Below are 13,174 nucleotides of genomic sequence, written 5' to 3' on the forward strand. Positions count from 1 at the left end.
AGGTACCGATGGAGTGCGCACTATCTGCGGCGGAAATTCCGGCGCAACAAGAACAATTTTTTCAGCCTGTACAGGGAGGCAAAAACACATGACTAACACAAGAGTAAGGAATCCGGTCAGCCGCCTCATACGTCCCCTCCGCTCTCCCGTGAGCAATTTCAGCCGCCCGCTCAAAGCCTTTATGCCCGTCCGGAGACGGGCATAAAGGCTTTAAACGCAGAGCCTTATTTATCTGATTTGTCCTGATGCCCGTAATATTTCCGTTCCCACAACGCAATGTCTCCATTCTCCCGCATGGCCCGAAGAACCTCATCAAGCCTGTCCCGCAGCTGCTGCAGGTTGCGCTTTTTTGAAAAAGCCACATAGGAAGGCACGCTTTCCACAATGGGGTTCAGCGCAACAAGCATACCTTCTTTTCCGACGGATTTGGCCAGATAGCGGGCAACATCGCTGTCACTTAGAACAACATCAACATTCCCGTCCATTAGAGCATTGATGTTTTCCTGCATGCTATAGAATTCTATGATGTTAATTTCTCCGGAAACTTTGGCAGCATCCGCCCTGGCTCCGTGGCTGAACCCCAGAGCCACACCAAGACGTTTGCCTGCTATGCTCCTGAAGTCGCCATTCCATCCTATCGTTGTTCCGGCGCGGGCAAAGAGATACACCCTCTCGAAGAAAAGCGGCTCGGAACAATAATCCAGCACCTGTTGTCGTTCCGGCGTCATATACAGATTGATGACTCCGTCCACAACTCCCTGCTCGACAAGATACAGACTCCTCGCCCACGGGTAGACCTTAAGCGTGTAGGATACGCCCATCTTGTCCAGCGCAGCGGAAACGATATCCACCGACAGGCCGGAAGCCCCATGCGGGCTCGATGAATCTGCAAAGGAATGGGGCGGGTATTCCGGAACAACAAAGGAAAGCGGTTCCGCAGCTTCAGCGGTTCCCGCAACAAACAGCATGACAATCAGAAGTATCGGGAAGACACGCATTACGCACCTCCGGGCTTCTCCGCAGCGATGATGTATACGGGATTCTGCCCTTCCATGCGGAGGTCGCCCGCAAGAGGAACAGACACGGAAGACTGGATCATGGTTATATCCACCGCCCAGCCCTGTTCGGCCAGATACCGGCGGCAGCGTTCGAGGGTTCCCAGCAGAACACAATGGACGACAAGCCGTCCTCCCGGTCGAAGACGGGGGCAGACGACATCAAGCAGCGCGCCGTCCTTGCCGAGTCCGCCGCCGATAAAAATGCGGTGCGGATCGGGCAGTTCCTTGAGGCAGGCAGGCAAGGTGCCATGCACCACCTCCAGCGCCAACGCCCCGAACCGCTTGCGGTTTTCACGAATCATTCCCACGCGGTTGCCGTTGCGTTCCACGGCGTACACCTCTCCCGCCTGCAGCAGGGCACAGGCTTCTATGCCCAGTGAACCGCTACCGGCACCAAGGTCCCACAACACGTTGTCCGGAGCAAGGCGAAGGGCTGCAAGTCCGGCGGCACGCACCGGCCATTTGGTGATGAGCCCTTTGTCTGAAATATAGGCATCGTCCATGGTACCCAGAGCAAGGGGGTGTTCCGGGTTGCCTTTTCTTTCCAGCAGTACAAGGTTGAGGCGGGAAAAACTCTTTGTTGCCGCCTTGGCAAGCGGATAACGGTCAAAATGCTCATCTTCCGAACCGAGGTTCTCGAACACCCACATGGAGAACCATTCCGCGCCCTTATCAAGCAGGCGCTGCGCAATGGCGGCGGGTATATTCCGGTCGTCGGTCAGAATCGCAACCCAGTTACGCATGCGAAGCGCATTATAGAGCGGAACATAGTCGTCACGGCCGTGCAAAGAGACGCAAACCACCTCATGCCACGGCACCTTGGCCCGTGCGGCTGCGGCTTGCAGGGACGTGATATTGGGATAGAAATGCACTCCGTCGGGACCGAATTCATCCACAAGACGGGTACCAATGCCGAAGAAGAGAGGGTCGCCATCTGCCAGCACAACGATATCCCTTCCGGCTCCGTCGTGGGCGGCAATGTCGGCAAATACGGATTCAAGCGGTGCGGTTATGGCAATCTTGACAGCGGGATGATCTTCAAACATGACCAGCTGACGCTTGCCACCCACAAGTACCTCGGCACCGTCTATGACCCCCGAGTGCAGGTCGGGCAGAGCTTCCGAATCCACTCCCAGACCGACAACCTGAATCGGCATATGCACTTTCCCCTTTTGGCGAAGGAACTCGCCGGCTAAAAAAGCGGCCGCTCTCCGCCTACACTACGGCAAGCTGCCTGCCGTCAAAATCAAACACGTGCACTGTTACATGGGCCTTGTTTCCGGTCCAGTGCAGGGCGCATATCTTTGCGCGCTGCGCAACAGCCTTTACAATATGCTCCATGACACGGCCGTTTTCAATTATTTGCAATGCCTGCCGCGCGGTATTGGCCTGCTGCACCTCACGCGCAAGCTCTTCGGAGGCGCCCCCTTCACGGCACCAGCCGGCAAGCAGGGCAAAATCCAGCGACTCGGTGCGGGCATGCGTATAGGCATGTCCCTGCGCCAGTTTGACCAGCTTGCCGAAGAAGCATCCCCACGCAATACGCTCAAATCCCTTCCCCACGGCCTGCTCAAGTGAGAATGCCGCAAAATCCGCCGCCTGCACAAAGGCACGCTCCGGCCAGTCCGGATACTGCGCCATGAGCAGGCGTTCGCTGCGCCTGCCGGTGGAAAGACCTATGCCTGTGCAGCCCGCCGCGCGGGCCACATCCAGCCCCTGCGCTATGGTTGCCATCCACGCGCTGTGGCTGAAAGGCCGCACCGTACCCCGTGTGCCGAGAATGGAAATGCCGCCCATAATGCCGAGTCGAGCATTCATGGTATTTTTTGCCCGTTCTTCACCGTCCGGCACCGATATCAGCACGTCCACACCGCCCGTGTAGCCATACAGGGCGCACACCTCGCGCACACCCGCTGCAATCTGCTTGCGGGGTTCGGGGTTGATGGCGGCCTCGCCCACAGCTACGGGCAGACCGGGCAAGGTCACCCTTCCCACGCCCTTTCCGCCTTCCAGCGTTACCATGCCTTCAGCACCGGCAAGGCGCACTCGGGCCTGAATGACGGCCCCATGTGTGGCGTCGGGGTCGTCACCACCATCTTTCACTACTTCGGCAGTGGCACAGTGCTTCTCATCCTTGTTCAGAATGCTGCCGGCAATCTGTATATCCAGACGCGCCTGTTCCCCGCCCTGCTCAGGCGGAAAAGGCGGCAGGGGAACGTTCACGGTTTCCGGCGGGCTGCCGCCCAGCAGCAGATGCAATGCAGCCACCGCCGCAGCAGTTGCAGCGGTACCCGTGGTAAAGCCTTCGCGCAATCCGTCCGCACGGGCAGCATCGTTTTCTCTGATATCCATGATCGTGCCGAAACCTTGGCAAAGAGATTCAAAGAATGCCCCGGCAACTGCCGGAACCATCCCTCATGATTACTTGTTGATAGTGCGCCGCTGCGCGGACTGCTGCCCGGATATGCCCACCCATATGGCGAAAATGGCCATGCAGGCACCGAGCACACCGAGCGGCCCCGTGGGACGGTCGAACAGCAGAATGTCCCATATGAAGGAGAGTGTCGGCTGAATGAGCATGAGCAGTCCCGCCACGGCCGCTGGCAGCTTGGGCAGGGCTGAAGAAAGGAGCACCCAGCCCACGCCCTGACACAGCAGGCCGTAGGCGATAAGATAGCCGCCATCCTGCAATGTGGGAATGGCAAACGAAACATCGTGGAACTGGCTGGAAATACCGCTGAAAAGAGCCGTGCCCAGGGAAACCACTGCCATGTTCATGATGAGCGGCAACCGCCCGGCCACACCCTGCGAACGGCGAAGAGTGAGAATGTAGCAGGCATAGAACACGGCAGTGAGCAGACCGAATATCACACCGGGAATGGTGCCTTCGGGCAGGCCGCCCACATCCACACCAAGCAGCAGCCACAGTCCGCCTATGGCCAGCGGCAGTGCCATGATGAGGCGGAGCGATATCCGTTCCTTGAACACCACCGCGCCGATAAAGGCGAGAATGAAGACCTGAAAATTGCCGAGAATGGTCGCCAGCCCCGGCCCCACATAGAGGATGGAGCGATGCCACGCTTCAAGATCGAGCGTGAAGAAAAAGGCCGCGGCAAGCACTATGCCCCAGATGCCCCGTCCCACACGCAGGCGTTCGCCCCTTGCAAGGGCCAAAATCAACAGGGCCACGCCGCCGAAAAAAACGCGGTAGAAAACCGAGGTGCTGGGGCCGACATTGACCAGCTTAACGAACACTGCCGCAAAGCTGATCATGGTACCGCCCGCAAGCACTCTCAGCAGAGGGCCGAGCGGCAGCCTGTCCGTTGTGCTCTGCACAGCAGCATAGGGTACGGAGCCGGAACCGGCTCTGGATGAAGTTTTTTTCATTGAATAGATATAGTGCGCCCTGTACGGCGCTGACAACTGAAAAGATTAGAGAGCGCCTGCCTTGAGCAACGCATCGCGGGCATCCTGATGCTTGCCGCGCACCTCAAAGGCCCTTGCCAGCTCAAGCCACGCCGACTTGAGGTCCGGTCGCAGCGCCGCTGCCTGCCGGGCAAGCACCTCGGCGATTTCCGGATCTTCACCGCCATCCAGATACAGCTTGGCCATGAGCTGCAGGGCAAGTGCATCCTGCGGATTGTGGATGAGCGCCTGATGCAGGCATTCGCGAGCCTCGTCAAGCCGCCCCTGCCGCATGCACAGGCGGGCAAGGTGACGCTGCACCAGTGCCTGATTTTCTCCCAGCTTGGCGGCCTTGTTGTAATACTGGCGGGCAATACTGTATTTTTTCTCGCCCTCGGAGAGCTGTCCCAGCCTGATCAGCGCAAAGAAGTGCGAAGGATTCTGTTTGAGGCACTTGCGGTAAAATTCACGGGCCTCTTTCACTTCTCCCATGGTGTGACAAACGTTGCCAAGGTTATAGAGCGCCATCACATCCTTACGGTTGCGCTTGAGCGCCTCTTCAAACTGCTTGCGGGCATCCTGCGGCCTGCCGAGACCGGCATAACACACGCCGAGAGAATTCCACGCCATGGTGTTGCCGTCGTCTGCCAGCAGCGCACGCTTGTACTCCTCAATGGCCTCGAAGGTGTCCCCCTTCGAGAACAGCTTGTCCGCGCTGATGTTCAGCGCCACGGAATCCATGAGGCCCACCTTGGGCTTGGCGCACAGCATGGCATATTCCAGCGCCTTCAGGCAATTCTCAAGGCTGTCGGCCTTGCGGTAGCTGAGAAAGGGATGACAGGCCACACCGGCGGCGGATTCTATATGCAGCTTGGTATCCAGCGTTCCGCACAGGGTGGTGTAGAGTTCCAGCATCTGCGCCGGTGTCACGTTTGCATGGAAGTAGACAAGGGAATTGAGACCATAGCGCCCGCCCAGCACATCCGGCCCCAGGATGCTGCGGCACACCTCGGCGGATTCGGCAATGAGCTGCTCGGCATGCGAGGCGCGGTTGCCGAACGACCTGTCCGCACCGGTGAGGCGCAGCAGGGCCACGGCAAAGGTATCGCACTTCTCCCGCTCGCGGCTGAAGCGTGCCAGAAAATCCCTGTGGCGGAACAGCCCGGTAATCGGGTCAAGATGCGCCTCTTCCGAATCAGACGGCGCGGCAATGCCCTTTTCTTCCGGCATAAGCGTAATTCTGTCGCCCGGCTCGATTGCCCATGTGGGATCGCCAAGGTGCATGACCTCGGCCAAAGACTGCGTTTCACGAATCTCCATGAGCACGATCTCCCCCTTGTACATGGGGGCCTTGCCGCCGTTCTGCCCGTTGCCCCCGTTCTCGGGAACGGAAATCTTCCGGGAGTCATACTCCGTGGACCACACGGAATACCGGCCGCCTTCGCGGGCTCCCATGGAACGGCCAAGGCTGACCATCACCCTGCTCATGGGCATGGTTTCCAGCACCTTGCCCCCTTCCACCAGAATGCGGTTGTAGCCCATGACATATTCAAGGGCTTCGCCCACGCTCTTTTCGCCTGCTATGCCTGAGGCGATGCGGGCCTTTCTGAGCAGCAGACGCGCCTGTTCGCTTATCTCACGCTCGAAGAGATAGCCCTCGAAATCCTGCGGATAGGCAGCATAGCCCGCACAGGCGTTCACACCCACCTTGTCTTCAGTGAGTTCGTGCACAAGGCGCACGGCACGCAGTTCGCGCACAGCCTGTTTGGCCAGCTTGCGGCAGGCCGTGACCGTGCCGCCGGGAATGAAAACGGTAAATTCGTAGTCGCCGGTGCGGGAAACAAAGGCGGATTCAGGCGCACAGGCCACAAGGGTATCTGCCAGCATGACGGTCAGATCATCGGCAAAGATGAAACCGTAATCGCGGATGACATGCTTCATGGAATCGAAGGCAAAGGTCACCACGCCCATGCAGGCGTGATAGCCGCCCTGCACCGCAGAGGCGTTGATATCGCAGCAGCCGTCGCCCGCAGGGCGGAAGCATTCACGGATGAGTTCCACCTCGCGGCAGATGGCCTGCTTCAGGTACTGTCTGGAGAAAAGGCCCGTTGCGGGGTCCGTAATGCTCATCTTGTACAGATAGAGCTTTTCCAGTGCCTGTTCCGCAAGCCCGGGCAGCAGAGGCAGCATGCCCCGACGCCCGCGCAGACTTATCCCGCGGGCCACGAATACGCCGAGCATTCTGCCCTGCAACTGCAGAGGCAGCAGCAGCTTGCGGTCGCTGGGGTCCCATACGGCCTCGGCAGGCTGCTTGCCCTTGGGAAAATAGAGACTGTATGATTTGAAAGGAAGAAAACGGCTGACGGCCTCCGCAAGCAGATGGTCGTAAGTAATGAGGTCGTGCCGTGTCAGAGTGGTCCGCGTGCCGGTGAAAATGTCCTGTTGCGCCTTCATGCTGGAGGTATACATACACAGGCCGAAATTGGGAAGTACCTGCCTTGTCCTGCAGGGGCAGGCTTTGCCCCGTTCTCCCCCAAACCTTGCAACACCTGCGACGATGAGGTAGCTACTTTCTAGCCCTGTTGCACCTTACAAAATATTTTTCCCAAAAAACCCGGGGCCGCACAAAATTGCGACCAAGGAGCTGACATGAGCGCAGAAGCCATACTTGCCGCCATACAAGAGCGACGCAGCATACGCAAATATACCGATGAACCGGTTGCGGACGAGGCAGTGCGCGCCATTCTCGAAGCCGGACGCTGGGCCCCCAGCGGCATGAACAACCAGCCGTTCCGCTTTCTCGTGCTGCGCAGGGAAGACCCGCGCTTCGAAACGCTTTCCGGCCTCACCAAATACACGCACATCGTGAAAAGCTGCCCCGTGATGATTGCCCTGTTTCTCGACAAAAAGGCAACCTATCACGAGCACAAGGACCACCAGTCCGCCGGTGCCTGCATACAGAACATGATGCTGGCAGCACACGCGCAGGGGCTCGGCACCGTCTGGCTCGGCCAGATGATGAACAATGCCCCGCAGGTTCTTGAGGCGCTGCAGCTTTCGCCCGACGAGTACGAATTCATCACCGTCATCACCGTGGGGCACCCCGCTGAACCGGGCAAGGCCAACCGACACCCCCTCGATCATTACATGCTGGAGAAATTTTGATGCAGATAAAGACCTTTCCCCTCGGCCCGCTGGAAACCAACTGCCACCTTGCATGGCATAACGGACTTGCCGTGGCCGTTGACCCCGGCGGAGACCCTGCCCGCGTCATTACCTTTTTGCAGCAGAATAACCTCAAGCTCACCCATATTCTGAACACGCACCTGCATTTTGACCACATATACGGCAATCAGGCACTGCACGAGGCCACGGGCGCGCCCATTCTCGCCTGCAGCAAGGATGCCTACATGCTCGATTCCGAGCTTGGCAGCGGCGGCATGTGGGGCTTTCCCAAGGTAACGCCCTTTGCCTTCGAATCCATCGAAGAAGGTGCAAGCAGCTTCATGGGTCTGCCCTGCACAGTGCTGCACACCCCCGGCCACACACCGGGCAGCCTCTCCTTCCATTTCCCGGACGCAGGCGCCGTATTCGTGGGCGACCTGCTCTTCTATCGCTCCATCGGCCGCACTGATTTCCCCGGCGGCAGCATGGACGACCTGAAGGATTCGGTCATACGCAAGATTTTCCCGCTCCCCGGCGAAACGGTGGTCTATTCCGGACACGGGCCCGTGACTTCCGTACAGGATGAAAAACTGAACAACCCCTATTTAACGGAATTCGTCAGGTAGACACCATGCAGGAGATTCCGCACACACCCGCCGGAAACGGCGGACCGATCGACCTGCGAAACAAGTGCTGAGGCGTGAGCCTGGAGATAAGTTGGTATCTCCGATTTCACAGGGGCGATACAATCACCTTTCTCGTCGGCGACAATGCGATGGGGCAGGTAGAACACGCCCTGTACATAGAAACCGGCTGGAAGTTTTCCGCCAGCCCCGCGGCGGAAGAATCGGGCGGCCTGCGCGTTGTGATGACCCGCAAAAATGCCCGGGGCTAGCCGCACCGCGCAGCATGCAGCGGCTGTAACAACCAAGGCAACATCATGACGAACAGTGTTTCCCTATCCGCAACGCAGACCGATGGCTTTCCCATCGTTGCCATATCATGCAGTCCCCGCGCCGGTGGAAACAGCGATCAGGCGTGCAGGCTGTTCATGGAAGGGGTCTCTGCGGCAGGCGGTACATCCAAACTGGTACTGCTGCGCCATTACGACGTGCACCACTGCGTATCCTGTCAGCGCTGCGAGCACGACCCGGCAAAGGCCTGCTATCTCACCGAAAAGGACCAGAGCAACGAGCTTTTCAGCTTCATGCTGACTGCTCCGGTGGTGTTCTTCGCCTCACCCGTATACTTCTATCACGTGCCATCGCACTTCAAGGCCTTCATCGACCGCTGTCAGTGTTTCTGGATGCGCTACCATGCCGGTGAAACGAGCATGACCGGCCTGCCTCCCAGAAAAGCCTTCCTCGCCATGATGGGCGCGCGGCAGAAAGGTGAAAAGCTGTTTGAAGGGAGCGTGCTGACCATGAAGTGCTTCCTGCAGCCGTTCAATTTCACGCTGCAACAGCCGCTGCTCATGTACGGACTGGATGGCCCCAAGGACCTTGCCAACAACGAGGAAGACTGCGAAAGCCTGCGCCGCATGGGCATGGACGCCCAGAAAGCCGTAGAAGAATTTCTGGAGCAACATAAAGGCTGATACCCCTGATGCCATCGCCTCTGCTCACCCGCATTACGCACGCACTGCACACGTTCAGCCATGCTGCAGGGTTTGATGTACGCCGCTGCACGGCATGCGGAGCCCCCTGCACACCGGAAAAATCCGCACCGTTGATGGCCCGAGAGGACAACAGCCCGCTCTGCGAAGCATGTGCGGACTCCATGCGACCGCGAAAAGGCGGCTACTGCACCCGCTGCGGGCTGATATTCGCCGACGAATCCCTTCCGCCCGCCCCATGCGCGGACTGCCTGAAGAACCCGCCTGTGTGGGATTCCCTGACCTTTGTCACCGTGTATCAGAACGACCTGCGCCACGGTATGCTCCGTTTCAAGTTCCACGGTGCACTGGAGCAGGGAGCCGTGCTCGGTGAACTGCTGGCCGAGCGCTGCCTTGAGAACAGAAAGGCCATAGGCACCCCCGATGCAGTAGTTCCCGTCCCCCTGCACCGTGGCCGCCTGCATGAACGCGGCTATAACCAGACGCTTGAACTGGCCCGCCCCGTTGCCGCAGCCCTTGGCGTACCGCTCATGCAGCACCTGCTGCGCCGCACAGCTGCCACGCCCCACCAGATAGGCCTGAGCAAGGAACAGCGTAACCGCAACCTGCAAGGGGCCTTTGCCGCTGATGCCGCCGCCAGAGGCAAATCAGTTCTGCTGGTGGACGACATCATGACTACCGGCGCAACCATTCAGGCTGCAGTACAGTGCCTGCGTACCGGCGGTGCCGATGCGGTGCACGTGGCCGTGGTCGGCCGCACACCGGACATGATTGCCCGCTAACCTCACCTGCCCATGAATACCGGACTCGTTGCCTGCCTGGCCCGTCCGCACCATCCACCATACCATCCGGACCATTTACGCACCGCCTGATTCCCGTCTCGCTGCTCCGCTTCTCGCCTTTTCCCACTTTCGTCACACCTGCACGAGGCACCTCCCTTCTCCATGCCACATAGGCAGATTGCGTCCGGTCCGCAGCATTTCTTTGGCAGGCAAAACAGCACAGCACCAGACTGCAGCAGCACACCGAAACACAACAACGCCACACTATTGCAGTAGCGTCGCACAGGCTCACAACAACATGCTGCAACATATTGAAACGCTCTGTGAAACAACACCACACCATCTGCCATTGTTATGTTCGCCGTACTACATTCCAGCAACATTTAAACTAATCAACAATACAATAATTTGAGCGCATAAACACCTAAACATAGGTCAAAAACGACAAAATTGTAGTTGACAAACATGTCAATTGTCATGATTTTAGCGCGTCCCACATAAAATATTTCAAAATTGTCGGAGAAGATAATGTTTCAATGGTCCAAATCGAATGATGTTCTTGGCACTGTGAACCGCGGCAACGCCATTGAATCCGGCCTGTGCACTCTGTGCCGCGCCGACTGTCAGGGCAAGTGTGAAACCTGGCTCAGCGCCATGCGCGGTCGCGAGATCCTGTATCCCCGCGACTTCGGCACCGTAACCGCAGGCAGCGGCAACACCACCCACGTGGGCGTGAGCTACAACTCCCTGCGTATTCAGGGCAACAGCTTCGGCGCTCAAGGCATGAGCGACAACGGCAAGGCACAGAGCGGCGACGTACTCTTCACCGACGTTTCCCTTGAAACCAGCTTCGGCGCGAAGGAAAAGACCAAGGTCAAGGTTCCCTTCATGACCGGCGCTCTCGGTTCCACCTTCATCGCTGCCAAGTACTGGGATTCCTTTGCCGCCGGTTGCGCACTGGTTGGCGCTCCCATCGTCATCGGTGAAAACGTGGTGGGTGTTGACCGTCAGGCAGAACTGCAGAGCGGCCGCATCACCAAAGCGCCCGAACTGGAACGCCGCATTGACACCTACCTGCGCTACTACGACGGCTACGGTGCCATCATCGTGCAGCTGAACGTGGAAGACACCCGCAACGGCGTGGCCGAATACGTCGCCGAGAAGTACGGCGACAAGGTCATCATCGAGCTGAAGTGGGGCCAGGGCGCAAAGAACATCGGCGGCGAAATCGAAGTAACCAGCCTTGATTACGCTCTGTTCCTCAAGAAGCGCGGCTACCTTGTGGACCCCGATCCCGAACTGGCCGAAGTGCAGGAAGGCTTCAACAAGGGCGCCATCAAGAGCTTTGCCCGTCACAGCCGCCTCGGCTACACCAACCTTGATTCCGTGGAGAAGGTCCGCGCCGAGTTCATGAACTCCGTCGCCTACCTGCGTTCCCTCGGCTTCAAGCGCATTTCCCTGAAGACCGGCTCTTACGGCATGGAAGCACTGGCCATGGCCCTGCGCTTTGCCACCGACGCCGAACTCGACCTGCTCACCATCGACGGTTCCGGCGGCGGCACCGGCATGAGCCCCTGGAACATGATGGAATCCTGGGGCGTGCCTTCCATCCTGCTGCACGCCAAGGCATACGAATACGCCAGCATGCTGGCCGCACAGGGCAAGAAGGTTGTGGACCTCTCCTTTGCGGGCGGTTTCGCCAAGGGTCCGGACATCTTCAAGGCTCTGTCCATGGGCGCTCCCTACACCAAGCTCATCTGCATGGGCCGCGCAATGATGATTCCCGGCTTCCTCGGTTCCAACATCGAAGGCGTGCTCTTCCCCGAGCGCCGCGCCAAGGTGAACGGCAACTGGGACAGCCTGCCTGCAGCCGTTTCCAAGTTCGGCTCCACCGCAGAAGAAATCTTCGTGGGCTACCAGGACGTGAAGAAGATCGTGGGTGCCAAGGAAATGGAAAACCTGCCCCTCGGCGCAGTGGCCATGTGGTGCATGGTGGACAAGCTCTCCTGCGCTCTGCAGCAGCTGCTTGCCGGTGTACGCAAGTTCTCCCTCAACGAGATCTCCCGCGACGACATCGCCTCCGGCAACCGCGAAACCGCCGCTGAAACCGGTGTTCCCTTCATCACCGACGTCATGGACGAAAGCGCCCGCCGCATTCTGACCATGCGCTAGGCTTCAGCCTACCTTCACCAGACAGATACGACAAAGGGCCGGAGTGTGAACTCCGGCCCTTTTTTAGACTGCTGACAAAATCATTTCTGGTATTTTGGGCTCCGCCGGGCAGGAACCTAACGTTCCTGCACCTCGTATACGCGATGAAAATCCGTTTTTGAACCTCGGTTCCGGCTTAGCGAGAATATGATTTACTGAAAACAAAGGTTCGTCATTAACCTGCAAAGGGCTGGAATTCGCACTCCTACCCTTTTTTCATTTTACGCGTACTCTGCGCCTATCCCAGAGTATCCGGCAGCCCTTCGGCCCAGCGACGGATTTCGTCCCGCACACGGCGGTAATGGCCAAGGGCTTCCTCTTCCGTCTTCGCATCCTTTGCCAGACGGGGCGGATCATCAAATCCTGCATGCACCCGCCGGGCGCTGCCGGGGAAGTAGGGGCAATTCTCGCTGGCATGGCCGCACACGGTCACAATGTAGTCATATTCCTGCTCCGGCAGTTCTGCCGCAAGCTTTGACCAGTGTGCAGAGATATCCACGCCCGCCTCCGCCATCACCTGTATGGCAAAGGGGTTCATGCCGTGCTTCTCTATTCCTGCCGACCACACGTCAAACAGGTCTCCCTTGAGCGCCCTCACCCATCCTTCGGCCATCTGGCTGCGGCACGAATTGCCCGTGCACAGTATAAGCATCTTCCTGCGTGTCATTCTTCCTCCCGGCTTCCGGTGCATCTGCCCCGCGCCATTCTGGTTTCGCCCTCTCGTTGCAAGGACATTTCGGTCATGGCATGGCACATCATAATGGCCCATGCGGGTAACATTCAATATATTGATTTGGTGACAACACGGTGACAGAAGCAGCAGCTGACCGCTCTCTATGCCGATTGCACGCACAAACAACAGCAAAACCCGCTAACCTCTTTTCATGATTCACGTATCGTTGTAGAGTGGCATGAATCCACTGTACGATCGTAAAAGA

Annotated in this window: 11 protein-coding genes; 5 read left to right on the forward strand and 6 right to left on the reverse strand. The window is 58.4% G+C overall.

Annotated elements, in window-relative coordinates:
• Nucleotides 1-224 precede the first annotated feature (224 nt).
• The 5 genes from HUV30_RS01020 to HUV30_RS01040 form a co-directional block, all read right to left on the reverse strand.
• Nucleotides 225-998 (reverse strand): substrate-binding periplasmic protein, encoded by a 774-nt coding sequence (locus HUV30_RS01020; RefSeq protein WP_174403541.1) that lies wholly within the window; start codon nt 996-998, stop codon nt 225-227.
• Nucleotides 998-2,215, reverse strand: coding sequence for a precorrin-6y C5,15-methyltransferase (decarboxylating) subunit CbiE (gene cbiE, locus HUV30_RS01025; protein WP_243452027.1), 1,218 nt, complete (start codon nt 2,213-2,215; stop codon nt 998-1,000). Before cbiE ends, HUV30_RS01020 begins: the two co-directional genes overlap by 1 nt.
• Nucleotides 2,216-2,273: 58 nt before the next feature.
• Complete coding sequence (locus HUV30_RS01030; protein ID WP_174403543.1) at nt 2,274-3,410, reverse strand: cobalt-precorrin-5B (C(1))-methyltransferase; 1,137 nt, start codon at nt 3,408-3,410, stop codon at nt 2,274-2,276.
• Between the two features lie 69 nt (nt 3,411-3,479).
• Entirely contained in the window at nt 3,480-4,445 is a 966-nt protein-coding gene (locus HUV30_RS01035) for a DMT family transporter (protein WP_174403544.1), read from the reverse strand.
• A gap of 45 nt (nt 4,446-4,490) precedes the next feature.
• Nucleotides 4,491-6,932, reverse strand: coding sequence for a tetratricopeptide repeat-containing diguanylate cyclase (locus HUV30_RS01040; protein ID WP_243452028.1), 2,442 nt, complete (start codon nt 6,930-6,932; stop codon nt 4,491-4,493).
• A 180-nt stretch (nt 6,933-7,112) separates the two neighbouring features.
• Between HUV30_RS01040 and HUV30_RS01045 the strand changes: the two genes are divergently transcribed.
• From HUV30_RS01045 to HUV30_RS01065, 5 genes are all read left to right on the forward strand, one after another.
• A complete protein-coding gene (locus HUV30_RS01045; protein ID WP_174403545.1) occupies nt 7,113-7,628 on the forward strand; it encodes a nitroreductase family protein in 516 nt (171 codons plus the stop codon).
• A complete protein-coding gene (locus tag HUV30_RS01050) occupies nt 7,628-8,254 on the forward strand; it encodes an MBL fold metallo-hydrolase (protein ID WP_174403546.1) in 627 nt (208 codons plus the stop codon). Before HUV30_RS01045 ends, HUV30_RS01050 begins: the two co-directional genes overlap by 1 nt.
• 314 nt (nt 8,255-8,568) lie before the next feature.
• Nucleotides 8,569-9,225, forward strand: coding sequence for a flavodoxin family protein (locus tag HUV30_RS01055; RefSeq protein ID WP_174403547.1), 657 nt, complete (start codon nt 8,569-8,571; stop codon nt 9,223-9,225).
• 8 nt (nt 9,226-9,233) lie between these two features.
• Nucleotides 9,234-10,025, forward strand: a complete 792-nt coding sequence (locus tag HUV30_RS01060) for a ComFC family protein (protein ID WP_174403548.1) — start codon at nt 9,234-9,236, stop codon at nt 10,023-10,025.
• A gap of 528 nt (nt 10,026-10,553) precedes the next feature.
• On the forward strand, nt 10,554-12,197 hold the full coding sequence (locus HUV30_RS01065) for a glutamate synthase-related protein (RefSeq protein ID WP_174403549.1): 1,644 nt from the start codon (nt 10,554-10,556) through the stop codon (nt 12,195-12,197).
• 277 nt (nt 12,198-12,474) lie between these two features.
• Here the strand turns inward: HUV30_RS01065 and HUV30_RS01070 are convergent, their stop codons facing one another.
• Nucleotides 12,475-12,903, reverse strand: a complete 429-nt coding sequence (locus tag HUV30_RS01070) for an arsenate reductase ArsC (RefSeq protein ID WP_174403550.1) — start codon at nt 12,901-12,903, stop codon at nt 12,475-12,477.
• Nucleotides 12,904-13,174 lie beyond the last annotated feature (271 nt).

The organism is Desulfovibrio subterraneus, from assembly GCF_013340285.1.
Taxonomy (GTDB): Bacteria; Desulfobacterota; Desulfovibrionia; order Desulfovibrionales; family Desulfovibrionaceae; genus Halodesulfovibrio; species Halodesulfovibrio subterraneus.

Coding starts and splice junctions, on each gene's coding strand:
- HUV30_RS01020 (WP_174403541.1), bottom strand. CDS start 998: ATGCGTGTCTTCCCGATACTTCTGATTGTCATGCTGTTTGTTGCGGGA.
- cbiE (WP_243452027.1), bottom strand. CDS start 2,215: ATGCCGATTCAGGTTGTCGGTCTGGGAGTGGATTCGGAAGCTCTGCCC.
- HUV30_RS01030 (WP_174403543.1), bottom strand. CDS start 3,410: ATGGATATCAGAGAAAACGATGCTGCCCGTGCGGACGGATTGCGCGAA.
- HUV30_RS01035 (WP_174403544.1), bottom strand. CDS start 4,445: ATGAAAAAAACTTCATCCAGAGCCGGTTCCGGCTCCGTACCCTATGCT.
- HUV30_RS01040 (WP_243452028.1), bottom strand. CDS start 6,932: ATGTATACCTCCAGCATGAAGGCGCAACAGGACATTTTCACCGGCACG.
- HUV30_RS01045 (WP_174403545.1), top strand. CDS start 7,113: ATGAGCGCAGAAGCCATACTTGCCGCCATACAAGAGCGACGCAGCATA.
- HUV30_RS01050 (WP_174403546.1), top strand. CDS start 7,628: ATGCAGATAAAGACCTTTCCCCTCGGCCCGCTGGAAACCAACTGCCAC.
- HUV30_RS01055 (WP_174403547.1), top strand. CDS start 8,569: ATGACGAACAGTGTTTCCCTATCCGCAACGCAGACCGATGGCTTTCCC.
- HUV30_RS01060 (WP_174403548.1), top strand. CDS start 9,234: ATGCCATCGCCTCTGCTCACCCGCATTACGCACGCACTGCACACGTTC.
- HUV30_RS01065 (WP_174403549.1), top strand. CDS start 10,554: ATGTTTCAATGGTCCAAATCGAATGATGTTCTTGGCACTGTGAACCGC.
- HUV30_RS01070 (WP_174403550.1), bottom strand. CDS start 12,903: ATGACACGCAGGAAGATGCTTATACTGTGCACGGGCAATTCGTGCCGC.